The organism is Kitasatospora cystarginea (assembly GCF_039533515.1).
GTDB classification, from domain to species: domain Bacteria; phylum Actinomycetota; class Actinomycetes; order Streptomycetales; family Streptomycetaceae; genus Kitasatospora; species Kitasatospora cystarginea.
Genome location: NZ_BAAATR010000006.1, coordinates 133,788 through 159,444, shown reverse-complemented (window position 1 = coordinate 159,444; position 25,657 = coordinate 133,788). Strand labels below are relative to the sequence as shown.

Sequence of the window (25,657 nt, the reverse complement as noted above, 5' to 3'; positions counted from 1 at the left end):
GGGTCACACTGCCGCTGTCGCAGTCTTGCGGGAGTTCAGTCCTCGGCATCGCGCGGTACGACGAAGTCCCGCAGCAGGGCCGAGCCGGGCGCCAATCGGCCCCAGGGCACATGGAGTTCGAGGACGGCGGCCGCGCAGGTCGGGAACTTCTCCCGGAGCTTCGCGAGCCGGTCGCCCACCGCCTCGGCGGCGAGGTCCAGGACCAGTTCCTGGACGGCGGGTTGATGCCCGACCAACAGGAGCGTCCGGATGTCCGGGGGCGCCTCGCGCAGTACGGCGGTGATCTCCTCGGACTGCGTTCCGTACAGCCGCTCGTCGTACTCCACGGCGGGTGTCGTGGCCCAGCGTGTCGCGACCAGCTCCCAGGTCTCCCGGGTGCGCCGGGTCGGCGAGCAGAGCACCAGGTCGGGCAGCAGGTCCAGGGCGCGCAGCCAGTCGCCGGCCCGGTCCGCGTCGCGGCGGCCACGCGGGGCCAACGGCCGGTCGCGGTCCGGTGCGTCCTCGGGCCGGGCGGACTTGGCGTGCCGCAGCACGACCAGCCGTCGGGGCGGTTGCTCGCTCATAGCCCCATGCTGTACCGACGGCGCGCCATCGGCAGCCCGGATGCCGGGGCCGGATGACGGCTCGCCACACACTCTGATACGAGCGGATCTTGGACTGGGATTGTGTCAGTGGCCCGTCAATTCGGACATTTCGGCTAAAACATTAAATGTTCATATTTATCACACTCTGCCGCTTGTGTATCCCCGAAGCGAGGATGACGATGGGTTGAGAAGGACTTGGAAAGAAGGTCTGATCATGGCATTCCTCGCAAATTTCCGTTCCTTCGGCCGTTTTGAGGGCGGCGGAGGCGGCGGTGGCGGTCGTGGCGGCGGTTACGGCGGCTACGGCTACGACGACTTCGAGCGCCACGGTGGTGGCGGTGGCGGCGGCTACGGCGGCGGTTATGACGACTACGGTCGTCACGGCGGTGGTCGTGGCGGCGGCTACGGCGGTGGCGGCTACGGCGACTGGGACGACTACTGGGACTAGCAGCCGCTAGCAGCCGAGCGCCGACAAATCTGTTCTGAGAGCGGGCCGGGCATTCATGCCCGGCCTTGCCGCTGGATCGGGGGGCCGGGTTCGGGGGCGAGCGGGAAGACCGTGAGATGACGAGGAAACGCTACCTACGGTCCGTGCTGCGACGCTTCCTCACGGTCGCCGAGACCTCCGACGCCGCGGTGGTCGCCGCCGCACCGCCGGTTCCGCTCCGGGAGATCTTCCGGCGGTTCTGGCCGTACACCAAGGGCGGCCGCCACTGGCTGGCGGTGCTGCTGGCCCTGGTCGCGATCGGCCCGGCGATCGAGGCGGCGGAGATCTGGCTGTTCAAGATCGTGATCGACGACATGCTCATCCCGCACCGGCTGAGCCTGTTCTTCCCGATCGCCCTCGCGTACGCCGTGCTCGCCCTGCTCTCCGGAGTACTCGGCTTCGCCGACCGGGTGACCTCCACCTGGGTCAGCGAGCGCTTTCTGCTCATCCTGAGATCGGACGTGTTCCGGCACATCCAGGGCCTGTCACTGGGGTTCTTCGAACGGCGCCGGCTCGGCGACGTGCTCTCCCGGGTGACCGGTGACGTCGACGCGGTCGAGACCTTCCTGCTCTCCGGGCTCGTCAACGCGGTCAGCCAGGTGATGCGGCTGGGCATCTACGTCGGCGTACTGCTGGCGCTGCGCTGGGACCTGACGATGACCGCACTGGTCGCCGCACCGTTGTTCTTCCTCACCGCCCGCCGCTTCGCCAAGCTGATCCGGGCGGCCTCGCGCGAGCGCCGCAGGCGCGCCGGCTCGATCAGCGCCGTCACCGAGGAGTCACTCGGCAACATCGCGCTCGTCCAGGCGTACAACCGCCAGGACTGGGAGCACGCCAGGTTCCAGCGCGAGAGCATCGGCCGGTACCACGCGGCGATGGCCTCCACCCGGATCGGAGCGCTCTACGGGCCGACGGTCGACTTCATCGAGCTGCTCGGCGGCATGGTGGTGATGGGCCTCGGGGCCTGGGAGCTGGTGCACGGACGGCTCACGCTCGGCGGGCTGATGGTCTTCCTCGCCCTGCTGAGCAGGCTCTACGGCCCGATCCAGGGCATGTCCGGGCTCGGCACCACCTTCTACGCGGCCTCCGCCGCGGCCGAGCGGATCATCGAACTGCTCGATCAGCGCCCGCAGGTGACCGAGGTGGCCGTCCCCCGGGCGATCGGCCGCGCCCAGGGCGGGATCGAGTTCGACGACGTCACCTTCCGCTACCCGGAGGCGGAGGTCCCCGCGCTGTCGGGTGTGTCCTTCAAGGTGGCGCCGGGGGAGACACTGGCCCTCGTCGGCGCCAGCGGCGCGGGCAAGTCCACCGTCGCCAAGCTGCTGCTGCGCTTCTACGACCCGGACGGCGGCGCGGTCCGGCTGGACGGCCTCGACCTGCGCGAGCTGGCCCTCACCGAACTGCGCGAGAACGTCGCGGTGGTGCTCCAGGAGACCCTGGTCTTCCACGGCACCGTCCGGGAGAACATCGCCTACGGACGCCCGGAAGCCGGCGAGGCCCAGATCCGGGCGGCCGCCCGGGCGGCGGACGCCCACGAGTTCATCAGCCTGCTCCCGGACGGCTACGACACCGTGGTGGGCCAGCGCGGCCGACTGCTCTCCGGCGGCCAGCGCCAGCGCCTGGCCATCGCCCGCGCGATGATCCGGGACGCGCCCGTCCTCGTGCTGGACGAGCCCACCACGGGCCTGGACGCCGAGTCGACCCGGCGGATCATGGGCCCGCTGCGGCTGCTGATGGCAGGTCGTACGACGGTCATCATCTCGCACAACCTGCTCACCGTCCGCGACGCCAGTCAGATCGTCCTGCTCGAACAGGGCCGGCTCGCCGCCCACGGCACCCACGACGAACTCCTCGCCCGCAGCCCCGCCTACGCGGCCCTCCACCGGCTGCACCACCCACCGGACGCCTCGGTGGAGTCCGCCTCCTAGGACCGACCGGCAGTAGGCGGCGGAGCACGGTCGTTGTGAGAGGTGGCAGCCGAACGGGCACGGGCCCGCGTGATCGTGGAGTTCTCTACGCTCCGTGACCGCGAAGGACGACTGCGCCCGCGCTGCCACCATGCCTGCTCGAACCCGCCTGGGACCAGTTCAGGGCCCTCAGGAGAGCCAGTCGGTGTAGCGGGTGGGGGCGAGGTGGGCGTCCTTGTCGGTGAGGACGTCGCCGTTGACGACGGCGAACATGCCGGCGGTGGGGTCGGTCACGACGGTGCGGTTGTCGCCCTTGTGGGACAGGGTGAGCCGGCCCAGTTCGTCCAGGGTGAAGATCTCAGGGCCGGCGATGTTGCGGATGCCGTTGAGCGGGGCGCCTGCAGCGACCTCCGAGACCGCGGCGGCCACATCCTTGGAGGCGATCGGCTGGATCGGCGTTGCGGGCAGCCGGACGGTGTCGGCGTCGGCGGTCCAGGACAGGACGGCGTCCATGAACTCCATGAACTGCGTCGCCCGGACGATCGAGTAGGGGATCGGCCCGGCCGCGAGGATCTTCTCCTGGAGCACCTTGGCGCGGTAGTAGTCCAACTCCGGGACTTGGTCCGTGCCGACGATCGAGAGGATGACGAAGTGGCCGACGCCACCCTTCTGGGCCGCGGCCAGAAGGTTGTCCATCGAGGTCTGGAAGAAGGCCGGGGAGGCTTCGTCGAAGGTCGGCGAGTTCGTCAGGTTGACGACGACGTCGGCTCCCGCCACCGCCTCGTCCAGTCCCTGACCACTGATGACGTCGACTCCGCTGGACTTCGAGTGCGGTACCGCCTGGTGCCCGGCGGCGTTCAGAATCATGACGACCTGCGACCCGATCAAGCCGGTGCCGCCGATGACTGCGATCTTCATGACATGCCTTTCGTCCGTTTTTTATGCGAAATATGACATAGAGACAGCTATATGGGCGCGGCAAGGAGCGGCGCGCCGGTCGACCGAGCGCGGTTGATGTCAGCAGCCGTCGACGAACGTGACCGTCTCGTCGAGCGGCGCCCGGCCCGTACGGGCGTCACCGCCCGTGACGTCCTCGAAGCCGATCGACATGCCGCAGAAGAGGATGAGCCCGTCCGGGGGTGACAGGACCTCCGCGACGGTCTTGTGGAACTTCGCCCATGCCATCTGCGTGCAGCTGTGCAGCCCTTCGGCGCGCAGCAGCAACATGACGGTCTGCAGATACATGCCGACGTCGGACCATTGGGGCCGCCCCAGGTCGCGGTCGATGTAGCAGAACAGGGCGGCGGGTGCGCCGAAGCAGTCCCAGTTCGCGGAAGCGGCCCGCTGGCGAGCTTCTACGTCCTCGCGCGGAATGCCGAGTGCTCCGTAGCGCTGCTCGCCGAAGGCGGACCGGCGCTCACGGTAGGGGGACTTCAGTGCGGGCGGGTACATCTCGTACTCCGGCTCGTCCCAGGAGTCACCTGCGGCCAGGCGCTCGCCGGCACGCTTCTTGATCTCGGCCAACGGCGCACCGGTCGCCACGTAGGCGTGCCATGGCTGAAGGTTCGAGCCGGACGGCGCCCAGGCCGCGGCGGACAGCACGCGCTCCAGCGTCTTCCTCGGGACAGGTTGGTCGGCGAATCGACGCACCGCTCGTCGGCTCGTGACCGCCTCGTAGACGTCCATGATCACCCATCTCCATCTGCTCAACGGGCCGTTTTCATCGCACTCACGACGGTATCATTCGATACCGTATCGTGTGAAACTATCGTCGAGCATGAACCCTCAGCCCCTGGTTTCCCGCTCGGGGCACCATCCCTTGGAGAAAGCCCATGGCTACGCTGCTGCACATCGACTCGTCCGTGTTCCCGGGCGAGGCGTCCTCGTCCCGTTGGGTCACGGCCGCCTTCCGCAAGACCTGGGAGGAGCAGCACCCGGAGGGCGCGGTGATCTACCGCGACCTGGCCGTCGACCCTGTCCCGCACATCACCGCCGACGCCTGGTCCGCCGGTTACGCCGCCCCCGCCGAGCGCACCCCGGAGCAGTCCGCCGCGTTCGCCGCGCGCCTGAAGCTCATCGAGGAACTGGAGGAGGCGGACGCCATCCTGATCGGCGCTCCCATGTACAACTTCTCGATCCCGTCGACCCTCAAGGCGTGGCTGGACAGCGTGCTTCTGCTCGGCCGCACCGCGGGCGAGACGCCCTCGGCCCAGGGCACCCCGGTGATCGTCGTCGCCAGCCGTGGCGGCTCCTACGCGCCGGGCACCCCGCGCGAGGGCTACGAGTTCGTGCAGAACTACCTCGAAGCCGTCCTCAAGGGCACCCTCGGCCTGGACCTCGACTTCATCGTCCCGGAACTCACCATGGCCCCCCGCAACCCGGCCATGTCAGAACTGGTCCCCCGCTACGAGGCTTCCCGCAACCGTGCCTTGGAGGACGCGACCGCCAAGGCGAAGGAACTCGCAGAGCGTCTCGCTGCGTAACCCTCGCGGTCGGCGGGATGCCGTGTGACGCCTCACCCAGGACGTCACACGGCATCCCCGGGGTCTGCGCCTTCTCCGAGGGTGCAGCCGGCGCCTCTGCACCTGAGTCAGCGGCCCGGCGCTGAGGAGGGCCGGGTGTTCGCCCTGTCGGTGAGACGCCCATCGATACGACGGTGATGCCGGGCACGGGTGGAAGGCGCGCACGCCACCGGCCGGGCATGCGGCACGACAGCCCTGCGGACGACTCGACCCGTCGGCAACGAAGTCCTGACCAGCCCGCCCGTCGGCAGGCTGGCGCGTAGCGACCGCGGCCGCAGCTCTCGAGGCCGGAGGTTCGCCGCAGAAGCCGCACCGAAGCGCGCCGACGCAGCGGGCGACCGGTGCGCGGGCGGGCTTAGGCCTCGTTGTCTCCGGGATGGGCGAGCCGGGTCAGCAGGGCCGTCAGCTGCTCGGTGTCGCCGGGTTCCAGTTCGGCGACCAGACGCTCAGTCAGCGGCCCCGCCGCCACGTGGGCCGCGTCGAACAGTTCGAGTCCCTGAGGTGTGATCTCCACCGCCCGCACCCGCCGATCCCCCGGAACGGCCTTGCGTACGGCCAGGCCCTTCCGCTCCAGGTCGTCCACGACCCGCATGATTCCCGCCTTGTCCGACCCCGTCGCCGCCGCCAGGTCCCGCTGCACCGTGGGCCCGTGGTTGACCAGCTCGATCAGCACCGCGAAATGCCGCAACTCGACGCCGAGCGGTCGAAGCGCCTCCCCCATCGCCGCGGCCGCGCGCCAGTGCGCCCGGCGCAGCAGCAAGCCGAGAGCGAAAGGCGAGGCGTCCCCGGGGCGGTCAGTCGCACGCGAGGCGGTGGTTCGGCGAGGATCGTCGGCGGCCATGAGCCCAGACTACTTCATTCGATACGGTATCGTTTGAAACTAAATCGGGCTTGCGCCCCGGTGGTCAGCGCAGGGTCGGTACCGCGCCGCACTCCGCCAGGTCGACTGCCACGCCGGGCAGGTCCCGGAGCCACCTCTCGGCGATCTCGGCGAGCCGGGCCGGGGCCGGCGGCGTGCGGCCGAGGCCGATCGCGAAGCGGTACACCGCCGGGCCGGCCTCGAACGGGCGGGGCCAGGCGTGCGCGTCCGGTGTCCCGGCGTGGGCCAGGGCGCCGAGCAGGGCCGGCATGCGGTCGCGGACCGGGCCCAGGGCCTCCTCCGGGTCACCGGCGCGCGGCGGTCGTACGGTCACCACCGCCCAGGCCGCGTGCCGGCGGTGCAGGGGCGGGGGAGCGAGCAACTCGGGCCAGGGGTCGGCGCCGGTGGCCGCCGCCACCTCCAGGATCTCCCGGGCCCGGTACAGCTCGCGGGCCAGCAGCTTCGCGCCGCCGTCGCCGACCTGCCCGGTGCAGCTGCGCACCGGATCGCTCGGCGTCATGACCGCCACCGCGCCCGCCCCCGGCAGTGGTACGGCGGTGGCGGTGAGGCCGACCGGCTCCCGCCAGTCCCAGGCCGCCCAGGTGGTGAAGAAACGCCGGAGCAGGTCGTAGTCGGTGGGGTCGCCCGCCGTGAGATCGCCTGTTGCGAGAGCGCCTGCCGTGAGGTCGACGGCCTCCCGGACCGTCCGGGAGGCCAGTACGGACCAGGCCAGATCCGGCAGCCCGCCGAACGGAGCCGCGTCGAGGCCGCGCGCGTTCGCCCACGCCTTCACCCGTTGCGCCAGTCGGGCGAAGGCGGCCTGGCTGCCGCCGACCGCCGCCCGTACCGCGTCCGCGTCGCTGACCGCGCTCAGCGCGACCGTGGCCGCCTCGCCCAGCTCGGCGCGGCGGGCCACCGCTTCGGCGGGAGCGAGGCCGCCGGTGGGGACCACCGCCAGGTCCACGTCCAGCCCGGCGACCCGAAGGCGCAGGCCCGGCACCCCGGCACCGGTCACCCGCCGCGCCCGGGAGGCGTCCGGCAGCGCAGCGGCGATGCGCGCCCGAACGCCGGCGGCCTCGACGGTGCCCGGCAGTGCCGCCACCAGGTCCAGCGGGGCTCCGGCCGGGGCGCAGCCCATCCGCCGTGGACCGGCGAGATGGACGACTTCTTCGCCCAGTGCCGCGCGGATCCGCCGTACGACGCGGTCGGCCTCGGCCGCGTCGTCCTCCCAGGCGGGCCCGCCGGGGCCGGAGCCCTCGGGGACCGGGTCGCCGAGCCCGGGGTCGGCCAGCCACAGGAGCTCGCCGGTGCCGAGCGCGATCGTGGCGCGCGGCCGCATCGGCTCGTCACCCCGGCGGGAGAGCAGGACCAGCTCCCCGACCCGGACCGACCGGGAGCCGAGCCGGACGGCGCACTCGGCGGCCAGCTCGCGTGGGTGCCGGCTCCGGCCGAGCGACAGGTGCGGGGTGAAGCCGTGGGCCCGGCCGTGGCAGCGCGGGAAGCGTTCCACCAGCGCCCGGTGGAGCGCGGCCCACGGCGCCCCGCCGGCCGCGGCCGGGTCGAGCCAGACGGTGGAGTAGTCCCGGTGCCGGAAGCTGCGCACCCCGTGCAGCCGGGCGGTGAACGGCGGTGTCCGCTCCGCCGCGGCGGTCAGCAGCGGGGCCGCCCGCTCGAAGTCGCACTCCGGTACGAAGCCGAACAGCACGTTGACGTGCGGCGGCCACCGGCGGATCTGCGGGTCGTGCTCCAAACGGATGTCCTGGATCACCGGCCAGAGCACCTCGGGCGGGAGCCAGGCCACGGCCGTGCGCGGCGTCGGCGCGGCGTCGAGGACGTCGGCGGGCTCGGCCCCGCCGAAACCCTGATCCGGTTCCACACGGTCATCGTCCGACACGACCGGCCCGTCCGCGCCACGGGAGCCACCCGGCGGCCGGGGCGGCCCGGCCGCAGGCACCCGTCCGGTCGCGGCGGGAGCCGGTCGGCCGGGAGTCCCGAGCGGGCATGAAGAGCCCCGAGCGGACAGCGAGCAGCCGCCGTCCGGCGGACCGACCCCGACCGAACCCTCGTCCGTCCGCCCCGTCATCCGCGCTCGGCGGCCCGCCGCCCGCGCCCGTGACCGGCAGGGACCCGGGTATGACCGGGCGGACCAGCGGGATTGACGGACCGACAGGCCGGGGCCTCCCACCCGTAGTACTTCAGGACTACACGGCAGGTCCGCTCTTCGGCGGGACGCCGGTCACAGGGCGTGATCCATAGCTTCGGTGTCGGAAGCACGACAGACCTCCGGTACGGAAGGACCACCCGACATGGCGTCACGCCCGCCAAGCCGCCTGCGGCGCACCCTGCTCGCCGCCCTGGTCACCGCCTCGGTGGTGCTGCCGCTGGCGGGCGCGGCCGGCCCGGCTGCGGTCCCGGCGCCGGTCCCGACCGCCCTGGCGCCACTGAGTGCCGCGACCCCCGCCGCGCTCGCCGAGCGGTACGCCACGACGCGTACGGACATCCGGGCAGCGGAGCGGGCGGCCGCCGCGCACGGCGACCGGGAGCGGGCCGCCGAACTGAGCGCCATGGCCGATGCGGCGCGGCACTTCCTCTCCTTCGACGGCCGGGACGGCGGACGTGCCGCGGAGGTCTTCGGCGACCTGTCCGACGCCGAGCGGATCGCCGTACTGGTCCCGGGTACGGACACCGATCTCGACCGGTACGGGCGTCTCCGGGCCGATGCGCTGGCACTCCGGCAGCAGCTGGGAAGTCGCTCCGCCGTCATCGCCTGGCTCGGCTACCGGCCGCCGAGCCTGCTGAGCCCCGACGTGACGACCGACGACCGCGCGGTCGCCGCCGCCCCCGAACTCAGCCGGTTCACCGCGCAGTTGCGCTCGGCCCTGCCCGCCGCGCGGATCTCCGTGCTCTGCCACTCCTGGGGCTCCGTGGTCTGCGCCCGGGCCGCCTCCGGGCTGGACGTCGCGGACCTGGTCCTGTTCGGCAGCCCCGGCACCGGCTACCCCGACGCCGCCGCGCTGCACACCAGGGCCACCGTGTGGGCCGGCCGGGGCGCCGCCGACTGGATCGGCAACGTGCCCCATGTGCGGCTCCAACTCCCCTTCGCCACCGTCGGATTCGGCGCCGACCCCCTCTCGCCCCGCTTCGGCGCCCGCGTCTTCCCGGCGGGCGACGGCGGCCACAGCGACTACCTCAAGCCCGGTTCCGTGTCCCTGCGGAACATCGCCCGGATCGTCTCCGGCCTCACCCCTGCCCAGGAGGGCGGCCATGCGTGACCTCGTCCGGCGGATCGACTCCGCCACCCCGCCCGAGCGCGACCGCGCCGTCGACGCACTGCGCGCCCTCGCCATCCTCGGTGTGGTGCTCGGCCACTGGATGGTGACCGCCCTGGTCGCCGACAGCGGCACCCTGCACGGCGCCAGCCCGCTGCAGTACCTGCCCCAACTGGCGCCCGTCTCCTGGCTGTTCCAGACCCTGGCGGTGTTCTTCCTGGTCGGCGGCCAGGTGGGCGCGCAGAGCTACGCCTCGGCCCGCGCCCGGGGCACCACCTACCGGCGGTGGCTCGGCGCCCGGATGGCCCGGCTGCTCAGGCCGGTCGCGGCCCTGCTGACGGTGTGGACCGTGGCGACGGTCGCCATGCTCGGCTCGGGGGTCGGCCAGGACACCGTGCACACGCTGGCCAAGCTGGCGGTCTCCCCGCTCTGGTTCCTGCTGGTCTTCACGGCCCTGACCGCCGCGACCCCGCTGGTCGCCAGGCTGCACCCGCTGTGGCCGCTGGCCGTGGTGGTGCTGGTGGACCTGGCCCGGTTCGGTCTGGGCGCACCCGCCGGGCTCGGCTACTTCAACGAGCTGGCCGGCTGGCTGGTCCCGTACTGCCTGGGCGCGGCCTGGGCCCGGGGCGAGCTGTGCGGCCGCGGCACCGGCTGGGCGCTGCTGCTCGGCGGTACGGCCGCCACCGCCGCACTCGTGCTGTGGGCGGGCTACCCGGCGTCCATGGTCGGGGTGCCCGGCGCGGCGGTCTCCAACCTCGGCCCGCTCACCCTCGCCGCCGTCACCTTCGGGCTCGCCCAGTGCGGCGTGGCCCTGTTGCTGCTCGGCCCGCTGCGGCGGGTGCTGCGGCGCCCTGCCCTCTGGGCGGCGGTGGCTCTGGTGAACCTGTTCGCGATGACGGTCTTCCTGTGGCACCAGACCGCGATGATGGCGGTCACCGCGATCGGCCTGCTCGGCGGGGAAGCGCTGCCCGGGCTGCACACCGTCCCCGACGGCGCCGGCTGGGCGCTCGCCCGGCTGTTCTGGCTGCCGGCCTTCGCGCTGGCACTGCTGGTCTGCTGGGCCGCGTTCCGCTCGTACGAGCAGCGGAAGCCGAAGCGGAGCGGTACCCGGGTGGTGCGCGAGCAGCGCTCGGGTCTGTCGCCGGCGGTGCCGCGTGCCTAGAGTGGATCTTGTGAAGAGGGGGGACACGGTGGATCGGCTGGTCGGCACGCTGCGGGCGCTACCACGGCAGCTGCGTGACGACCTGTGGACGGCGGCGCTCGAACCGGTGCCGCGTGCCAGGCGGTTGGGCGGGCACTGGTTTCCGGCGATCGTGGTGCTGGTGGTGTTCGCCGCGTTCTTCCTGGGCATCGCCGACGCGAACTTCCTGACCAACCAGTACTTCCTGGGCCGGAGCGCCGGCCCGGTGCTCGCGTTGATCCAGGCGACGGCGCTGCTGCTCGTGCTGTTCCGCCCGCTGCTGGCCTGGTGGGTGTCGACGGCCATGGCGGCCCTGGCCGCGCTCCTCGCACGGCCCGCCCCGCCCGAGCGGCTCCTCTTCTGGGCCAGCCACAACCCCGACCTCGTCAACGGGCCCGGGCTCGCCCTGGAAGCCGGGGTGCTGTTCCTGGCAGCGCTGGTACTCAAGCCCCGAGCCGCGGTCGAGGCGCTGGCGGTCAGCGTGGTGGTGGGCCTGGCCTGCAACGGCGTCATGGCCTTCGGCGACGTCGACATCGTGGTCCTCACCATCGCCGTGCTGGTCGGCTCCTCGCTGCGCGGCCGCCAGGTGGCCCGTACCAAGCTGGTCGAGCAGGAGGAGATCACCGCCGAGGAACGGGCCCGACGCACCCTGCTGGAGGAGCGCAACCGGATCGCCCGCGAGCTGCACGACGTGGTCGCCCACCACATGTCGGTGATCTCCATCCAGGCCCAGGTCGCCCCGCACCTGGTGGAGAACCCGTCCGAGGAGCTCAGGGAGAACCTGGCCGGCATCCGGCAGAACGCCGTCGAGGCACTGGCCGAACTGCGACGGGTGCTGGGCGTGTTGCGCTCGGAGGACGCCCTGGCGGATGGGGCGCGCTACACCCCGCAGCCCACCCTGGACCGGCTGGACGAGCTGCTCGGCAACGTCCGGGGCGCCGGACTCACCGTCACCACCGGGACCACCGGCGAGATCCGCCCGCTGTCGCCGGGCGTCGAACTCTCGGCCTTCCGGATCGTGCAGGAGGCGCTCAGCAACGCGATGCGGCACGCACCGGGCGCCGCAGTCCGGGTGGAACTCGGCTACCAGCCGGACGGTCTGGCCGTACGGGTGGTCAACACCGCCCCCGACCGGCCCGCCCCGCCCTCCCAGGGGGCCGGCCACGGACTGTTGGGGATGCGCGAGCGAACTGCCATGCTGGGCGGCGAACTGGCCACCGGACCCACCCCGGACGGCGGCTGGGAAGTGACCGCCATCCTGCCCGCAGACACCCCGAAGCCGTCTGCCGAACCCCGCCGAGGACACCCATGACGACCATCCGCGTGCTGATCGCCGACGACCAGATGATGGTCCGTCAGGGATTCACGGTGCTGCTCAACGCCGAACCGGGCATCGAGGTGGTCGGCCAGGCGGTGGACGGCCTGGACGCCGTCGCCAAGGTCGCCGAACTCGCCCCCGACGTCGTCCTGATGGACATCCGGATGCCCGAACTCGACGGCATCGAGGCCACCCGCCGGATCACCGACCCGGCGGGCGCCACCGTCAAGGTCCTGGTGCTGACCACCTTCGACCTTGACGAGTACGTCTACGAGGCGCTGCGCGCGGGTGCCTCCGGCTTCCTGCTCAAGGATGCCTCCGCCGCCGAACTCGCCCAGGCGGTAAGGGTGGTGGCGGCCGGCGACGCGCTGCTCGCCCCGAGCATAACCAAGCGCCTGATCGCCGAGTTCTCCCGCACCACCAGCGTTCCCCGTGCCCCGCTCAAGGACCGTGTCGGCGAGCTGACCGAGCGCGAGACCGAGGTCCTGTCCCTGATCGCCCAGGGCCTGTCCAATGCGGAGATCGCCGAGCGCTTGGTGGTCGCCGAGCAGACCGTGAAGACCCATGTCAGCCGGATCCTGGTCAAGTTGGGTCTGCGTGACCGCACCCAGGCCGCGGTCTTCGCCTACGAGACGGGACTGGTCCGCCCGAGCGGGTACTGAACTTCGGCTGCGGGGAAGGGGGTTTGGGTGCCGGGTCCGCGCCGCCCAGGTATGCCGCGACCCGAAGCAGAGAGCCGCCACGGCGGACGGCAACGGCAGAGGAGGAGTACCCACTCCCCGCCACTCTCAACTTATAGCGCACCGGGGGGCTTGCGGCAAGGCCCCGGTCATGCCGCAGAATCGCTGGCCGACGCCAGGACCTGCGGAAATGGGAGAGCTACCAAGTGACCAGCGCGTTCGACCTTCCCGACCACCTCGCCGCCAAGGCCGACCCGATGCTCACCGCCCGCGACGAGCGGCACTTCGCGGCCATCGGGGAGAGCCTCGAGCAGGCGATCGCCGAACTGTCCGACCGCCTCGCCGCCGCGCGCAAGGCGCCCGGCGGCGCCGGCCGGGAGGCGATGGACCGGGACATCGAGATCCACCGGCTGACCGGCCGCCTGCGCGCCCTGCGCCGCTTCGGTCTGGACCTGTGCCTCGGACACATCGTCGGCGCGGACGACCACGAGCCCGTGTACATCGGCCGGCTCGGCCTCACCGACAGCGAGGGCCGTCGGCTGCTGCTCGACTGGCGCTCACCCGCGGCCGAGCCGTTCTTCGCGGCGACCCACGCCAACCCGATGGGTCTGGCGAGCCGCCGCAGGTACCGCTGGACCCGCGGCCGGATCAGCGACTACTGGGACGAGGTGTTCAGCGCCGACGGGCTCGAAGGGCACGCCGCGCTCGACGACCAGTCCGCCTTCATCGCCAGCCTGGGCGGCAACCGGTCGGCCCGGATGCGGGACGTGCTCGCCACCATCCAGGCCGACCAGGACGCCATCATCCGGGCGGGATCCCGCGGCGCCCTCGTCGTCGACGGCGGTCCGGGTACGGGCAAGACCGTCGTCGCTCTCCACCGCACCGCCCACCTGCTCTACTCCGACCCGCGCCTCGGCCACCGACGGGGCGGCGTGCTGTTCGTCGGTCCGCACCAGCCCTACCTGGCGTACGTCGCCGACGTCCTCCCCAGCCTCGGCGAGGAGGGCGTGCAGACCTGCACCCTGCGGGACCTCGTCGCCGAGGGAGCCGGAGCAGCGGTCGAGGCCGACTCGGACGTCGCTCGCCTGAAGTCGTCCGCGGACATGGTGAAGGCGATCGAGAAGGCCGTCAGGTTCTACGAGGAGCCGCCCAGCGAGGGGATGACGGTCACGACCGACTGGGCCGACATCCGGCTGAGCGCCGACGACTGGGCCGATGCGTTCGACGCACCGGACCCGGGCACTCCGCACAACGAGGCGCGCGAGCAGATCTGGGACGAGCTGGCCGCGATCCTGCTGGACAAGCTGGACGACGAGCACGTCCCGGCCGAGCAGTTCCAGCGGTCGCTGCGGCAGGACGAGGAACTGGTCACCACCCTCAACCGCGCGTGGCCGCTGATCGAAGCGGCCGACCTCGTCTCGGACCTGTGGTCGGTCCCCGCTTACCTGCGGATGTGCGCTCCCTGGCTCAGCCCGGACGAGGTCCGCAAGCTGCGGCGCAAGGACGCCCAGCCCTGGACGGTGTCCGACCTGCCGCTCCTGGACGCGGCACGGCAGCGGCTCGGCGACCCGGAGGCGGCACGGCGCAAGCGCCGGCTGGGGGCCGCCGTCGCCGCCGAACGCGAGCGCATGGCCGACGTCATCGACCACATCCTCCAGGCCGATGACGACGGCGAGGGCGCGGTGACGATGCTGCGCGGACAGGACCTGCGGGACAGCCTGGTCGACGAGACCTCCCTGCCCGGCGCCGACCCGGACCGGCTCGCCGGCCCGTTCGCGCACGTCGTCGTGGACGAGGCCCAGGAACTGACGGACGCACAGTGGCAGATGCTGCTGCTCCGCTGCCCGTCCCGCAGCTTCACCATCGTCGGCGACCGCGCCCAGGCCAGGCACGGGTTCACCGAGTCGTGGGAGGAACGGCTCGAACGGATCGGGCTCGACCGGATCGAACTGGCCTCACTGGGCGTCAACTACCGGACGCCGGAGGAGGTCATGGCGGAAGCCGAGCCGGTCATCCGAGCCGTGCTCCCGGACGCCAACGTGCCGACCTCCATCCGCAGCAGCGGCGTCCCCGTCGTCCACGGATCCGTTGCGGAGCTGGACTCGATCCTCGACAACTGGCTCGAAGCGCATGCCGAGGGGACCGCCTGCGTCATCGGCGCCGGTGACACCGGAACCAGCACGTTCCGGGCGACGTCCCGCGTCCGGTCGCTGACCCCGGAGCTGTCCAAGGGGCTCGAGTTCGACCTGGTCGTCCTCATCGATCCGGAGACGTTCGGCGAGGGCGTCGAAGGAGCGGTCGACCGCTATGTCGCGATGACCCGGGCGACGCGGCAACTCGTCATCCTGACAAGCTCCTGACCTCGGCCGGAGGTAGTGATCGTCACCCGCCGCTACGGAAAGGGGCGGAGCCGGCCGAGCCGGTGCCGCCCTACGGGACCGGGCTCAGCCGCCGTAGCGCCGCTGCCTGGCCGCGAAGCTGCGGACGGCGCGCAGGAAGTCGACCTCGCGGAACGCGGGCCAGTAGGCCTCGCAGAAGTACAGCTCCGAGTAGGCACTTTGCCAGAGCAGGAAGTTCGACAGCCGTTGTTCGCCGCTGGTACGGATGACCAGGTCGGGATCGGGTTGGCCGGCGGTGTACAAGTGCGGGGCGATGTCGTCGACAGTCAGGGCGTCAGCGACCTCGGTCAGTGACGCGCCCGCTTCGGCCCGCGCGTACATCAGGTCGCGCATGGCGTCGACGACCTCCTGGCGGCCGCCGTAGCCGACGGCCAGGGTGACGTGTGCGCCGGTGGTGCAGGTTCGGGTGACCTCGACGGCCTCCTTGAGGGCACGGGCGGTGCAGTCGGGCAGGGCGTCGGTCATTCCGGCGAGGTGGACCTGCCAGCGGGCGTCCGGGCGGGTGAGGCGGTCGGTGACCACCTGCTCGATCAGCCGCATCAGGTAGGTGACTTCGGTGTCGTCGCGGCGCTGGAGGTTCTCGGTCGAGCAGACGAAGACGGTGATGTGCTTGATCCCCAGCACCTCGCACCAGGAGAGCACCTCCTCGACGTGTTCGGCGCCCGCCTTGTGGCCGAGGCTCGGGTTGGCCATGCCCATCTGCCGGGCCCAGCGGCGGTTGCCGTCCATGATCAGCCCGACGTGCCGGGGAAGCGGGCCCGCCATGACCTCGCGGCGCAGGCGGCGGGTGTAGAGGGAGCGGAGCAGGTCGGGCATGAGCACCGTCCAAGTGGTTGGGAGAGCCCGCCGGTTCAGGCGAGCCGTGGTCAGTCGGGCGGGTCCGCGTGGCTTACGGGGCAGGCGGCAGGTCGTGCAGGTCGTGCAGGTCGTGCAGGTCGCGCAGGGTGCCTGCGCACACCGCGGTCAGCAGCAGCAGGCCCACGCCGACGCCGGCGCCGAGCGGGTGGAAGCCGTCACCGGTGACCGAGAGAGCGAGGATGGTCGCGCCGCCGGTGGCGCTGGCAGCGGCGAGGGTCCGGACACCGACCCGGAGGCGGCCGGTGCCAGGTGGCACAACGGCGTCCGCGCCGACGCCGGTGAAGATGCGGGGGATCTGGATCGCGCCGAGGCCCAGGGCGATCCACCAGGCGGCGAGCACAGCGGTGCGCAGGGTGGGCGGCGAGGCGTCCGCGTTGAAGCCGCCGTGCACCAGGACGACCACGGCGGTGCCGAGGAGCGTCGGTACGGCGAGGCGGCGGACCGCCCAGCCCAACAGCGTGATCGCGGCGCTCAGCGTGGGACGGGGCCGGGGTGCGACCAGGGCGATGCCGAGCAGCAGCAGGGTGGTGCAGCCGTGCGTGACTCCGTTCCGCACGCCGTCGGCGGGCAGGGGGGCGGCCTGCTCGGCGGCCAGATGGCTGAGGAACCAGGCGGCGAGGGCGACCGTGATGCCCATGGTGGCCACCCGCCGCTGGCGCTGTGCCGGGGAGTCGGCGGGCCAGAGGGCCGGGTGCAGCCACATGTCCACGATGCCCGCGATCAGGTTGGGCCAGGACTTCCAGCCCGCTCCCCGGGCCTCGTCCTCCACCATCGAACCCCAGCGGTCGCGGAAGGCGTCCGGGTAGAGCCTGACCAGGCTTCGGGTGACGACGCTCACGCCGGGTTCACCCCCAGGCGCCGCAGTCCCGCGTTCGCGACCTGGGCCATGGCGCGCAGTTCGCGTTCGAGGACCTCGCGGCCGAGGGACGTGAGCTGCACCGGGCGCTGGCGGCCCTGTCCGTCGAGCGGCTCGATCAGCTGCTTCGACTCCAGCCTGGCCAGCGCTCCGTACAGGCTGCCGGGCCCCAGTCGCTCCCCGGTCAGCTCCTCGATCGCCGTGTTGATGGCGTATCCGTGCAGCGGCCCGTCGGCCAGCGCGCAGAGCACCAGCGTCTGGGCATCGTTGGCTTGCATATCGCTCCTCTCGATCTGACGGAGCACCATAATACGTGCCACGAACTACGTGCCAAGTACTACGCGATGTGTACTATCGCCGCCATGTGCGATGACTTGATGAATGATCAGCTGGGAGTCGGGCACCCCGCCCGGCCTGCCGCGGCCGCGGCGCTGTTGACGTCCGCCGCCGGCGCCGCCGCCTTCACCCTGTTCGCCTACCTGACGACACAGGTTCACGCGGTGCGGGCGGGCAGTCCCTGGCAGGACGATCCGTACGACGCAGTGGTGACCTTCACCATGTTCTTCGTCCCACTGCTTGGGACGCTCGGCGGGGCAAGGGCGCTGCTGTGCCGCCGCGACCGGCCGCTGCCGCGCTACCGGATCGAGCAGGTTCTCCGGGCCGCGCTGGTCTGCACGCTGCTCGTCGCCGCCACGCTCGCCACCGACTGGGCGGCGGTGGCCGCGCGGGCGGACCGTGCGTCCTGGGACGGTGGCACCCCCTGGCTGATCGCATCCCTGCTGCCGCTCACCGGGGTGACGGCCTTGAGCCTGCTGTTGCACCGCCGGGCGATCCGGCGGCTATCGGAACCGGTACGCGGGACCGAGGACGCGGGCGGGGACTGGCTGGACGACCTCGCGCCCCTCGCCAACCTGCTCGCTGGCCCCCGCTCGCGTGCGGGGTGCGCACTCGCTGCGCTGATCGGCAGCGGCGGAGTGCTCGGCTTCGTGCGCCGCCACTTCGCCCCGCTCGCCGCCGCGGCCGCCCTCGCCGCCGGCCTGCTGGTCGCCATGGGACTGGCTTTAGGCGAGGGTTGGCCCGGGGTACTGCTCTTCGCCGTGGAGAGCGCAGTCTTCGCGGGCGGCACCTTCGCCTTCGTGATGATCTGCAACAGCGTCCTGCGGTTCGCCGCGCCTCCTCCCGCATCGAGAACGCGACGGGCCGCCCGGATCGCGACCACCGCAGGCGCGTTGGCGCTGCCAGTCTCATTGGCGCTGCGGGACACCGTCTGGCAACTGCTCGGGCTCGGCGACCAGGTCGACTCCATCGGGCGGTGGGCGGCCGTCACGTTCGCCTGCGCGCTACTGGCGGGCGCGCTCACATTCGGTGTGGCTGCGACCGGGATCAGGGAGTGACAGTGGGGCACGTCTGGTCGGTTGCCAGAGCGAGGAGGCTCTGGCATTGAGGTTGGCTCATCAGGCCGATGCTCCGTTGGAAGAGATGATGGCCCCGCGGTTGCGTCCACGGCCGGGAGGGTCCTGTCCTCTGCGGGAACCGCACCCGGTGTGTGCGCATGCGATGGAATGCGATTCAATGCGCCCGTCGCCGTCAGCCCGGCACGATCAGGCCGCTCTCGTAGGCCACGATGACCAGTTGGGCCCGGTCCCGGGCGTCGAGTTTGGCCAGCAGCCGTCCGACATGGGTCTTCACCGTCGCCGGGCTGACGACCAGGCGGTCCGCGATCTCCTGGTTGGACAGCCCGCGTCCGACGAGTTCGAGCACCTCCCGCTCCCGGTCGGTGATTGCGGTGAGGCCGGTGGTCGGGCGGCGGCCCATCTCGGGCATGCGGGCGAACTGCTTGATGAGGCGTTTGGTGACGGCGGGTGCCAGCAGCGCCTCGCCTCGTGCGATCACCCGAATCGCCGCGACGAGTTCGGCGGGCGGAGTGTCCTTGAGGAGGAAACCGCTCGCTCCGGCGCGCAGGGCGCCGTAGACGTACTCGTCGAGGTCGAAGGTGGTGAGGACGAGCACGCGCACGTTCTCGTGGGCCGCGACGATCCGGCGGGTGGCCTCCAGCCCGTCCAGCTCCGGCATCCGGATGTCCATGAGGACGACGTCGGGCTGCTCGGCCGCGGTGAGTTCGACCGCCTGGCGTCCGTCGGCGGCCTCACCGACGGCGGTCAGGTCGGGCTGGGAGTCGAGCAACAGGCGCAGGCTTCCGCGCAGCAGCGTCTGGTCGTCCGCGATCAGCACCCGGATCACGAGCCCGCCTCCAGCGGGATGCGGGCGGTGACCCGGAAGCCTCCGTCGGGCAGTGGTCCGGTCTCGAGCTCGCCGCCGTAGACGGCTACTCGCTCGCGCATGCCGACCAGTCCGTGGCCGGGCGAAGAGGCCGCATCGGCGCCCGCGCCCCGGCCGTCGTCGACGACCTCGATTCCGACGGAGTCCTCTCCGTAGGTGAGCACGGTGCGGACGCGCGTGGCGTCGGCGTGTTTGATCACGTTGGTCAGCGCTTCCTGGGCGATCCGGTAGACGGCGAGTTCGAGCGGGGCGGGCAGCTCGCGCCGCTCGCCGGAGATCCTCAGTTCCACCCGTAGACCGGACTCGGCCGTCCGCGCGACCAGTTGGTCGAGGTCCGCCAGGCGCGGGGCCGGCACGAGCTCGGGATCCTGCGCGTTCCCGTCGCCGTCGCGCAGCATACCGAGCAGTCGACGCATCTCGTGCAGGGCGTCGCGTCCGGTCTGCTCGATCAGCGTCAGGGCCCTGACGGCCTCTTCGGGTCGGGTTCCGGCGACGAAGCCGGCGACCGAGGCCTGCATGGTGATCAGCGACAGGTTGTGCGCGACGATGTCGTGCAACTCGCGGGCGATGCGCAGCCGTTCCTCGACGACCAGTTCGCGGGCGCGCTGCTCGGCCTGTGCCTGCAGCCCCGCCGTGTACGCGCGGTTGGCGCTGACCGCCACGCCGATCATCCAGACCGCAGACAGCGGCAGCGTGAGCAGGAGCAGGCCCAGGACCTCCATGCGTATCGCGTGGTCGAACTCGGCCGGGTTCGGGAGGTGCGGCCCGAGCAGGCCGTACTGCACCGCGACCACGCCGAGCGCGGTACAGCCGACAAGCACGCCCAAGCCCCGCACGGAGACGCTACGCGGCGCTCGGACGGCGAGCGTGTACAGCACGAGCGTCATCGCCGCCGGGACGGGAAGCGGGAACTTCTGCGACTCTTGCGCCACGAACGGCGAGGCCAGCGCGACGGCCCACAGCGCCGGCCACGGGTACCTCCGCCGCAGCGCGACCGCGGCGCCGAGCACCGGTGTCAGCGCGACGATGACGACGGTCGGGAGGGAGACCACCGCCGCCTCGCGCGGACCGAACCCGTGCAGCAGCGCGAGGACGCCCAGGACTGCGCCGGTCAGCGCGTCGATGACGAGCAGGTCGCGCGGGCTCAGGCGTCGGGGGAAGGGCGGTCCGGCCGTGGCGATCATGTGTCGACGGTAGCCGGGGGCCGTGGTGCCGGGCATCGGACCCCAGGCCGTCATCCTCCGGTCGTACGGCACCCGCTCGATCATGCCGCGGCCGTACGCCCGAAGACCACCCTGTGCTCCGACGCCAACGTTTGTACCCGGCTGGCACCTTGAACGCCGAAAGGAGTCGTGATGATCGAAGTCACCGAACTCACGAAGAGATACGGCAGGGTCACCGCCGTTGATGGCCTCACGTTCACGGTCCGGCCCGGCCGCGTCACCGGATTCCTCGGGCCGAACGGCTCGGGCAAGTCCACCACCCTGCGCGCGATCCTCGGCCTGGAGACGCCGGACGCCGGCGCGGCCCTCGTCGACGGACGGCCGTACCGCACGCTGCACCACCCGCTGCACCACGTCGGAGCGCTGCTCGACGCGGGTGCCGTCCACCCGGGCCGCTCGGCGCGGGCGCATCTGACGGCGCTGGCCGTGGCCGGTCGGATCGACCGGCGGCGCGTGGGCGAGGTGCTGGAGCAGGTGGGCCTCGGCCAGGTCGCGCACAAGCGGGCCGGCGAGTTCTCGCTGGGCATGCGGCAGCGCCTCGGCATCGCCGGCGCGCTGCTCGGCGATCCGCCCGTCGTCCTGTTCGACGAGCCCGTCAACGGGCTGGACCCCGAGGGCATCCTGTGGATCCGGCACCTGATGAAGTCGCTGGCGGCCGAGGGCCGGACTGTCCTCGTCTCCAGCCACCTGATGTCCGAGACGGCGCTGACCGCCGACCACCTCGTCGTGATCGGCCGCGGCCGGCTGATCGCCGACACCGGCGTCGAGGCGTTCCTGCGCGAGCACGGCACCAGCCAGGTGCACGTCCGCTCGCCCGCCCGCAGCGCTCTGGCCGGGATGCTCCGGGCACGCGGCGCGACCGTCGAGTACGAGGGCTCCAAGACGCTGGTCGTCACCGGCCTGACGGTCGACGAGATCGGCGACCTGGCCGCCCGCAACGGCCTGCCCGTCCACGAACTGATGGCCAGGCAGGCCTCACTGGAGGACGTTTTCATGGACCTGACCAGGGACTCGGTCGAATACCAGGGGACACACGATGGGAACTGAGCTGCTCACCGCCGAATGGATCAAGTTGCGTTCGGTGCGGTCGACTTACCTGTCACTGGCCGCGGCCGCCGTGCTGGTCGTCACCGTGGCACTCTCGGTCGCCACCACGACCGCGGACGACTGGGCGGCCATGGACCCGCGCGACCGCTCGTCCTTCGATCCGGTCTCGGCCCCGCTGTTCGGCGCGATCTTCGCCCAGCTGGTCATCGGCGTGCTCGGGGTCCTGGCGGTCAGCTCCGAGTACTCCACCGGGCTGATCCGGACGACGTTCGCGACGACGCCGCAGCGTCGGAAGGTACTGCTGGCCAAGGTCGCGGTCACCACGGCGCTCGCGCTGGTCGCGGGCGGGGTCATCCTCGGTGCGACGTTCCTGCTGAGTCAGGGAATCATGGCCAACGGCCACGGCGGAGTCTCGTTGAGCGACCCGGGTGTCTTCCGCGCCGTCACCTACGCGGTGCTCTATCTGGTGATCGTCACGGTGCTGGCCACCTCGCTGGGCGCGATCACGCGCTCCACCGCAGGGGCGATCGCCGTCCTGTTCACCCTGGTCTTCCTGCTGCCCCAGGTACTGGACCACCTACCGCAGAACCTGCGCCACGACCTCATGCGCTTCGGTCTCCAGCGGGCCGCCGCAAGCGCCGTGTCGATCCACCCCCAGGTGGACACCTTCTCGCCGACGGTGTCGATCCTGGTCTGCGCGACCTACGCGGCCGTCGCGCTCGCGCTCGCACTGTTCCTGATCGGACGGCGCGACGCGTAGACGAGCAGCTCCGAAGCCGGGCGAGTTCGGTTGGTCGGCTCCGGGCACGCAGGAAGGGTGTCCAGCACCGGGATGTGACGACCGGGGAACCGGACACCCTCCTGAGCGCGCTCCATGTGAAGAGCGGTGATCACCTACCCCGAACGCGGGGACTTGGCCGCCTGTGGTGGGAAGACCTGGCCCGCCGCCCGCACCGGACCGGGGCGCGCAGGATCAGAGCTGCGCGGCGAATGCCGCGAACGCCGCCCATGCCTCGGGCGTGAAGGTGAGCCGAGGGCCTTCGCGGTCCTTCGAGTCCCGGACGTGGACCACGGCAGAGGCGGCCGCGACCTCGATGCACTCGCCGCCTTCGCCTCCGCTGTGGCTGCTCTTGACCCAGACAAGACCATCCGACTCGGTGGACACACGTGCCTCGGTGCTCATTGCTCTCCCAGCAGCTTCTCGATCAAGGTCAACGAGTCTCGTGGAGTGAGAGCCTGACCTCGAATGCTTCCGTAGCGCGCGGCCAGCATACGGACTTCGACAGGATCGGTGACGAGATGACCGACACCTTGCACTTCCAAGTAGCCGACCTGAGGCTTGTGCTTCGGGGTGAGCAGGATGAACGGGCCGTCGACACCCGCGTATTCGTGGCAGTCCAGCGGGAGCACCTGAACGGTCGCGTTCCGGAGCCGTCCAACCTTCAGCAGATGTTCCAACTGGCCCTGTTGGACCGCCTGACCGCCGATCTCGCGGCGGAGTACCGACTCGTCGATAACGGCAGTCACGAGTGGAGCGGGCCAGCGGGTCAACGTGTCCTGACGGGCGAGTCGTGCGGCTACGCGCTGCTCGATCGTCTCCTCCGGCAGTAGCGGTTGTCGCACGGAGAAGGTCACGCGTGCGTACTCCTCGGTCTGGAGAAGACCAGGGACCGTAAGCGTGCTGAAGAAGCTGATCTCCTCAGCCTCGGCCTCAAGCCGCGCGTAGTCGCGAAACCATGCCGGATGCCGTACCCGTGCTCGTGCCTTCGCCCGGGCGACGTCGTTCTTGGCGGCCTTCAACAGGCCGCCCGCACCGAGGAGTTCGTCGGCGGCGTCCAGGAACTCCGGTTGCGGGGTGCGCCGTCCGCGTTCGAGTGAGGAGATCAGGTCCTCGCCGTAGGCCAGCCGCTCGCCCAGCTCACGCTGGGTCAGTCCGGCTCGTTCGCGCAGCAGTTTGACCTGGCGGCCGATCGCCCGGAACAGATCGGCCGAGCCGTCCTCGTCCTCCGGCGGTTCCGGCCGCCGCTCCACCGCGGCATCCGCGCCCGACACCGACACCCCGACCACCGCCTCGCCGACGACCCGTACGGGCCGCTCCTCGCACCGGTACGCGCGGGATGCGTACCGTGAGCCTCACTGGTCAGAGTACGACGATCCGGCCACGCTGAGTGACGTGAATCTCGAAATCGGTCACCCTCTCCCGCCCGGATGTGCGGCTTCCGCCCGCCACTTCACGGTGCTGCTCTCCGCCACCCGCCGCGGGGCCCGCCTCGCGCGCCGGCTCACCGTGCAGCAACTCGCCGAGTGGGGCGAGCTGTACGAGACCGCCGAGCAGATCGTCGCAGAGCTCGCCGCCAACGCCGCAGTGCACGGCCGGGTGCCGGGCCGCAGCTTCCGGCTCTCCCTCTCGCTCGACCCGGGCGTCACACTCCGCATCGCCGTGGCCGACCCCCGTCCCGAACGGCTCCCGGAACCCGGCGACTTCGGCGCTCTTGCGGGCGTGGATGCCGAGTCGGGGCGCGGTCTGCTGATCGTGGCCGCGCTCGCCGACCGATGGGGCGTTGACCTCACCGTGCGCCCGGTGAAGACCGTCTGGGCGGAACTCGACCTCAAGGCAAGGTGATCGGAGGGTGTCTGACGCTATGTCTGTCTTACCGCAACTCACGAGTGACGACCCGTCACGGCGTGCTACCGTGCCGCTACGCAAACGGATTGACCCCGGCGGTGCTCGCAACACCCCGGGGCCCGGCACAGGAGAAAGAGCCCTCCTCATGCACGTCCACTTTATCGCGCCCACGCGCTATGTACGCGCTTCCCACGACATCATCCGGCATCCGCGTCTGAAGGCGACGGCGAAGTCCCTCCTGCTGTGGGCGCTGTCCCTGCCTCCCGGCAGCCGGGACACCATCCTGACCATCAGTCACCGGATGCCCGAGGGGCGGGAGGCCGTCTCCGGAGCGCGTGGCCAGCTGATCGCCGAGGGTTTCCTCCACGTCCGTCGGTACCAGCATCCGACCAAGGGCACCTGGGCCACCGAGGTCATGGTGACCAGCGTTCCGCTCACCGACCGGGAGGAGGTCGCCGCCGCCTGGGCCGCAGCGGGCGCGGAGGCCGCCGTGCCGCCGACTGACCGGAACCCGGCACTCGGTGGACAGCGCACTCGGGGCGTCGGCACTTCCCCCAAGGGGGAGAACAGCGGGGAGAACACCTCCCTCCCCGCCCCACCGCCGCCGGAGCCCAAGTCGACCGGGGCGCCCGCTCCCGACGCGGCCGCCGCCGAGGCGGCGCGCCTGCTCTGCGGGCTCGGCGCGCGCGACCGGCGCCTTCGCCTCGGACTGTCCGAAGCGCTGGAGCTCGCACCGCTGGCCTGCGAATGGCTCGCTCGGGACGGTGGCCAACGCGGCCTCCAAGAAGCGTTGTTGACCGGTCTGCCCGACCGGGTCCATGCCCCGGTCGCGTTCCTCCGCACGCGGCTGGAGCGGAAGATGCCCGCGCCCCCGGCACCCGTCCCGCTACCGCCCGCCCGCCAGGAATGCCGCCGCTGCCAGGCGCCCGTACCGGGCGTACCGGGAGTAGCGGGCGTCGGCGTTTGTGGCTCCTGCACCGGGTCCGGCCGGGCCCGTACCCCCGATCCGGCTTCGGTGGACCGCAACCGCCGAGGGGCTGCCCGGGCCCGTGACCTGCTGAGGGCCGCCCGCACGGCCCAGCCGGTGGGCTGTTGAGGGCAGGGCGCGGTGCGGATGGCTGCGCGCGGTGGTCACCACCCGAGGGGGCCAAGGCGATCGATGAAGGTCCCGGTCGGGTCGTCGGCGTCGATCGTCGCGAGCCTGATGATCGAGCCGGTGTCCTGGGTGACCGTCAGCGTGCCGGTGTGGTTGTTCATGTCGGTGGCGGCGAACGTGCGGTTGGCGACTTCTCCGGGAGTGGCGACGTTGAACCTGATGTCCGGCAGCGCCTGCGCGTAGCGGACGGTGATCATGTTCAGCGCCGCTTTCGACGAGCTGTAGGCGAGCTCGTGCATCTTCGAGACGGGTTGCCCCGAGTCGGTCACGACCGCGAAGGCTGCGGGTGGTCGTTGCGGGGCTCTCCGGCGATTGGGGCAAGATCCTTTATGCCGGGACGGGAATAGTCTCGCGTGAGCATGGACCGAGGTGAGCAAGCTGCGTACCGTCGTCATCAGTCGGCCCA

Annotated in this window: 26 protein-coding genes; 13 read left to right on the top strand and 13 right to left on the bottom strand. The window is 71.6% G+C overall.

Features of this window, described 5'->3' with window-relative positions:
- Nucleotides 1-35: 35 nt before the first annotated feature.
- Complete coding sequence (locus ABD369_RS09660) at nucleotides 36-563, bottom strand: SixA phosphatase family protein (RefSeq protein ID WP_344635859.1); 528 nt, start codon at nucleotides 561-563, stop codon at nucleotides 36-38.
- A gap of 235 nt (nucleotides 564-798) precedes the next feature.
- Between ABD369_RS09660 and ABD369_RS09655 the strand changes: the two genes are divergently transcribed.
- Together ABD369_RS09655 and ABD369_RS09650 are read left to right on the top strand one after the other, a co-directional pair.
- Nucleotides 799-1,032, top strand: coding sequence for a hypothetical protein (locus ABD369_RS09655; RefSeq protein WP_344635858.1), 234 nt, complete (start codon nucleotides 799-801; stop codon nucleotides 1,030-1,032).
- Between the two features lie 116 nt (nucleotides 1,033-1,148).
- Nucleotides 1,149-2,999: an ABC transporter ATP-binding protein gene (locus ABD369_RS09650; RefSeq protein WP_344635857.1), complete on the top strand. Its 1,851-nt coding sequence runs from the start codon at nucleotides 1,149-1,151 to the stop codon at nucleotides 2,997-2,999.
- Nucleotides 3,000-3,167: 168 nt separating this feature from the next.
- Here the strand turns inward: ABD369_RS09650 and ABD369_RS09645 are convergent, their stop codons facing one another.
- Both ABD369_RS09645 and ABD369_RS09640 read right to left on the bottom strand, forming a co-directional pair.
- Nucleotides 3,168-3,896, bottom strand: a complete 729-nt coding sequence (locus tag ABD369_RS09645; RefSeq protein ID WP_344635856.1) for an SDR family oxidoreductase — start codon at nucleotides 3,894-3,896, stop codon at nucleotides 3,168-3,170.
- Between the two features lie 99 nt (nucleotides 3,897-3,995).
- Entirely contained in the window at nucleotides 3,996-4,664 is a 669-nt protein-coding gene (locus ABD369_RS09640) for a nitroreductase (RefSeq protein ID WP_344635855.1), read from the bottom strand.
- A 146-nt stretch (nucleotides 4,665-4,810) separates the two neighbouring features.
- Here ABD369_RS09640 and ABD369_RS09635 point away from each other — a divergent pair, with 146 nt between their 5' ends.
- A complete protein-coding gene (locus ABD369_RS09635) occupies nucleotides 4,811-5,461 on the top strand; it encodes an FMN-dependent NADH-azoreductase (protein WP_344635854.1) in 651 nt (216 codons plus the stop codon).
- A 394-nt stretch (nucleotides 5,462-5,855) separates the two neighbouring features.
- Here the strand turns inward: ABD369_RS09635 and ABD369_RS09630 are convergent, their stop codons facing one another.
- Both ABD369_RS09630 and ABD369_RS09625 read right to left on the bottom strand, forming a co-directional pair.
- Nucleotides 5,856-6,341 carry a MarR family winged helix-turn-helix transcriptional regulator gene (locus tag ABD369_RS09630; protein ID WP_344635853.1) on the bottom strand — a complete coding sequence of 162 codons (486 nt, stop codon included), beginning with the start codon at nucleotides 6,339-6,341 and terminating at the stop codon, nucleotides 5,856-5,858.
- A 64-nt stretch (nucleotides 6,342-6,405) separates the two neighbouring features.
- Nucleotides 6,406-8,235, bottom strand: a complete 1,830-nt coding sequence (locus ABD369_RS09625; protein ID WP_425557566.1) for a 2'-5' RNA ligase family protein — start codon at nucleotides 8,233-8,235, stop codon at nucleotides 6,406-6,408.
- 430 nt (nucleotides 8,236-8,665) lie between these two features.
- Between ABD369_RS09625 and ABD369_RS09620 the strand changes: the two genes are divergently transcribed.
- The 5 genes from ABD369_RS09620 to helR all read left to right on the top strand — a co-directional run bounded on the left by ABD369_RS09620 (nucleotide 8,666) and on the right by helR (nucleotide 15,166).
- On the top strand, nucleotides 8,666-9,631 hold the full coding sequence (locus ABD369_RS09620; RefSeq protein ID WP_344635852.1) for an alpha/beta hydrolase: 966 nt from the start codon (nucleotides 8,666-8,668) through the stop codon (nucleotides 9,629-9,631).
- A complete protein-coding gene (locus ABD369_RS09615; RefSeq protein WP_344635851.1) occupies nucleotides 9,624-10,790 on the top strand; it encodes an acyltransferase family protein in 1,167 nt (388 codons plus the stop codon). The genes ABD369_RS09620 and ABD369_RS09615 overlap by 8 nt, the downstream gene beginning before the upstream one ends.
- A 10-nt stretch (nucleotides 10,791-10,800) precedes the next feature.
- Nucleotides 10,801-12,120, top strand: coding sequence for a sensor histidine kinase (locus ABD369_RS09610; RefSeq protein ID WP_344635850.1), 1,320 nt, complete (start codon nucleotides 10,801-10,803; stop codon nucleotides 12,118-12,120).
- Nucleotides 12,117-12,788, top strand: coding sequence for a response regulator (locus ABD369_RS09605; protein ID WP_344635849.1), 672 nt, complete (start codon nucleotides 12,117-12,119; stop codon nucleotides 12,786-12,788). The genes ABD369_RS09610 and ABD369_RS09605 overlap by 4 nt, the downstream gene beginning before the upstream one ends.
- 224 nt (nucleotides 12,789-13,012) lie before the next feature.
- Nucleotides 13,013-15,166, top strand: a complete 2,154-nt coding sequence (helR, locus tag ABD369_RS09600; RefSeq protein ID WP_344635848.1) for an RNA polymerase recycling motor ATPase HelR — start codon at nucleotides 13,013-13,015, stop codon at nucleotides 15,164-15,166.
- 84 nt (nucleotides 15,167-15,250) lie between these two features.
- On the opposite strand, the gene uppS is transcribed toward helR, so the two are convergent.
- The 3 genes from uppS to ABD369_RS09585 all read right to left on the bottom strand — a co-directional run bounded on the left by uppS (nucleotide 15,251) and on the right by ABD369_RS09585 (nucleotide 17,197).
- Nucleotides 15,251-16,027 carry a polyprenyl diphosphate synthase gene (uppS, locus tag ABD369_RS09595; protein ID WP_344635847.1) on the bottom strand — a complete coding sequence of 259 codons (777 nt, stop codon included), beginning with the start codon at nucleotides 16,025-16,027 and terminating at the stop codon, nucleotides 15,251-15,253.
- A 67-nt stretch (nucleotides 16,028-16,094) separates the two neighbouring features.
- Entirely contained in the window at nucleotides 16,095-16,901 is an 807-nt protein-coding gene (locus ABD369_RS09590; protein WP_344635846.1) for a hypothetical protein, read from the bottom strand.
- Nucleotides 16,898-17,197, bottom strand: a complete 300-nt coding sequence (locus ABD369_RS09585) for a PadR family transcriptional regulator (RefSeq protein WP_344635845.1) — start codon at nucleotides 17,195-17,197, stop codon at nucleotides 16,898-16,900. The genes ABD369_RS09590 and ABD369_RS09585 overlap by 4 nt, the downstream gene beginning before the upstream one ends.
- A gap of 99 nt (nucleotides 17,198-17,296) precedes the next feature.
- Here ABD369_RS09585 and ABD369_RS09580 point away from each other — a divergent pair, with 99 nt between their 5' ends.
- On the top strand, nucleotides 17,297-18,313 hold the full coding sequence (locus tag ABD369_RS09580; RefSeq protein ID WP_344635844.1) for a hypothetical protein: 1,017 nt from the start codon (nucleotides 17,297-17,299) through the stop codon (nucleotides 18,311-18,313).
- Nucleotides 18,314-18,506: 193 nt separating this feature from the next.
- Here ABD369_RS09580 and ABD369_RS09575 read toward each other — a convergent pair whose 3' ends face one another.
- Together ABD369_RS09575 and ABD369_RS09570 are read right to left on the bottom strand one after the other, a co-directional pair.
- Entirely contained in the window at nucleotides 18,507-19,160 is a 654-nt protein-coding gene (locus tag ABD369_RS09575) for a response regulator (protein WP_344635843.1), read from the bottom strand.
- Nucleotides 19,157-20,467, bottom strand: coding sequence for a sensor histidine kinase (locus ABD369_RS09570; protein WP_344635842.1), 1,311 nt, complete (start codon nucleotides 20,465-20,467; stop codon nucleotides 19,157-19,159). Before ABD369_RS09570 ends, ABD369_RS09575 begins: the two co-directional genes overlap by 4 nt.
- 87 nt (nucleotides 20,468-20,554) lie before the next feature.
- Here ABD369_RS09570 and ABD369_RS09565 point away from each other — a divergent pair, with 87 nt between their 5' ends.
- Entirely contained in the window at nucleotides 20,555-21,469 is a 915-nt protein-coding gene (locus ABD369_RS09565; protein WP_344635841.1) for an ABC transporter ATP-binding protein, read from the top strand.
- Nucleotides 21,459-22,229 carry an ABC transporter permease gene (locus tag ABD369_RS09560; protein WP_344635840.1) on the top strand — a complete coding sequence of 257 codons (771 nt, stop codon included), beginning with the start codon at nucleotides 21,459-21,461 and terminating at the stop codon, nucleotides 22,227-22,229. The genes ABD369_RS09565 and ABD369_RS09560 overlap by 11 nt, the downstream gene beginning before the upstream one ends.
- A gap of 213 nt (nucleotides 22,230-22,442) precedes the next feature.
- Here ABD369_RS09560 and ABD369_RS09555 read toward each other — a convergent pair whose 3' ends face one another.
- The gene (locus ABD369_RS09555) at nucleotides 22,443-22,652 is read right to left on the bottom strand and encodes a DUF397 domain-containing protein (protein WP_344635839.1); all 210 of its coding nucleotides are present in this window, start codon (nucleotides 22,650-22,652) and stop codon (nucleotides 22,443-22,445) included.
- The gene (locus ABD369_RS09550) at nucleotides 22,649-23,527 is read right to left on the bottom strand and encodes a helix-turn-helix domain-containing protein (RefSeq protein WP_344635838.1); all 879 of its coding nucleotides are present in this window, start codon (nucleotides 23,525-23,527) and stop codon (nucleotides 22,649-22,651) included. The genes ABD369_RS09555 and ABD369_RS09550 overlap by 4 nt, the downstream gene beginning before the upstream one ends.
- Nucleotides 23,528-23,642: 115 nt before the next feature.
- Here ABD369_RS09550 and ABD369_RS09545 point away from each other — a divergent pair, with 115 nt between their 5' ends.
- The gene (locus ABD369_RS09545; protein ID WP_344635837.1) at nucleotides 23,643-24,092 is read left to right on the top strand and encodes an ATP-binding protein; all 450 of its coding nucleotides are present in this window, start codon (nucleotides 23,643-23,645) and stop codon (nucleotides 24,090-24,092) included.
- Nucleotides 24,093-24,240: 148 nt separating this feature from the next.
- A complete protein-coding gene (locus ABD369_RS09540) occupies nucleotides 24,241-25,191 on the top strand; it encodes a hypothetical protein (RefSeq protein ID WP_344635836.1) in 951 nt (316 codons plus the stop codon).
- 35 nt (nucleotides 25,192-25,226) lie between these two features.
- Here ABD369_RS09540 and ABD369_RS09535 read toward each other — a convergent pair whose 3' ends face one another.
- Nucleotides 25,227-25,520: a Rossmann-fold NAD(P)-binding domain-containing protein gene (locus ABD369_RS09535; protein ID WP_344635835.1), complete on the bottom strand. Its 294-nt coding sequence runs from the start codon at nucleotides 25,518-25,520 to the stop codon at nucleotides 25,227-25,229.
- Between the last annotated feature and the right edge of the window lie 137 nt (nucleotides 25,521-25,657).

Excerpts from the sequence above, each read along its gene's own strand:
- ABD369_RS09565 (WP_344635841.1), top strand. The coding sequence starts at position 20,555 with ATGATCGAAGTCACCGAACTCACGAAGAGATACGGCAGGGTCACCGCC.
- ABD369_RS09570 (WP_344635842.1), bottom strand. The coding sequence starts at position 20,467 with ATGATCGAGCGGGTGCCGTACGACCGGAGGATGACGGCCTGGGGTCCG.
- ABD369_RS09645 (WP_344635856.1), bottom strand. The coding sequence starts at position 3,896 with ATGAAGATCGCAGTCATCGGCGGCACCGGCTTGATCGGGTCGCAGGTC.
- ABD369_RS09585 (WP_344635845.1), bottom strand. The coding sequence starts at position 17,197 with ATGCAAGCCAACGATGCCCAGACGCTGGTGCTCTGCGCGCTGGCCGAC.
- ABD369_RS09655 (WP_344635858.1), top strand. The coding sequence starts at position 799 with ATGGCATTCCTCGCAAATTTCCGTTCCTTCGGCCGTTTTGAGGGCGGC.
- ABD369_RS09605 (WP_344635849.1), top strand. The coding sequence starts at position 12,117 with ATGACGACCATCCGCGTGCTGATCGCCGACGACCAGATGATGGTCCGT.
- ABD369_RS09660 (WP_344635859.1), bottom strand. The coding sequence starts at position 563 with ATGAGCGAGCAACCGCCCCGACGGCTGGTCGTGCTGCGGCACGCCAAG.
- ABD369_RS09540 (WP_344635836.1), top strand. The coding sequence starts at position 24,241 with ATGCACGTCCACTTTATCGCGCCCACGCGCTATGTACGCGCTTCCCAC.
- ABD369_RS09555 (WP_344635839.1), bottom strand. The coding sequence starts at position 22,652 with ATGAGCACCGAGGCACGTGTGTCCACCGAGTCGGATGGTCTTGTCTGG.
- ABD369_RS09560 (WP_344635840.1), top strand. The coding sequence starts at position 21,459 with ATGGGAACTGAGCTGCTCACCGCCGAATGGATCAAGTTGCGTTCGGTG.
- ABD369_RS09640 (WP_344635855.1), bottom strand. The coding sequence starts at position 4,664 with ATGGACGTCTACGAGGCGGTCACGAGCCGACGAGCGGTGCGTCGATTC.
- ABD369_RS09650 (WP_344635857.1), top strand. The coding sequence starts at position 1,149 with ATGACGAGGAAACGCTACCTACGGTCCGTGCTGCGACGCTTCCTCACG.
- ABD369_RS09615 (WP_344635851.1), top strand. The coding sequence starts at position 9,624 with ATGCGTGACCTCGTCCGGCGGATCGACTCCGCCACCCCGCCCGAGCGC.
- ABD369_RS09620 (WP_344635852.1), top strand. The coding sequence starts at position 8,666 with ATGGCGTCACGCCCGCCAAGCCGCCTGCGGCGCACCCTGCTCGCCGCC.
- ABD369_RS09635 (WP_344635854.1), top strand. The coding sequence starts at position 4,811 with ATGGCTACGCTGCTGCACATCGACTCGTCCGTGTTCCCGGGCGAGGCG.
- ABD369_RS09580 (WP_344635844.1), top strand. The coding sequence starts at position 17,297 with ATGAATGATCAGCTGGGAGTCGGGCACCCCGCCCGGCCTGCCGCGGCC.
- ABD369_RS09630 (WP_344635853.1), bottom strand. The coding sequence starts at position 6,341 with ATGGCCGCCGACGATCCTCGCCGAACCACCGCCTCGCGTGCGACTGAC.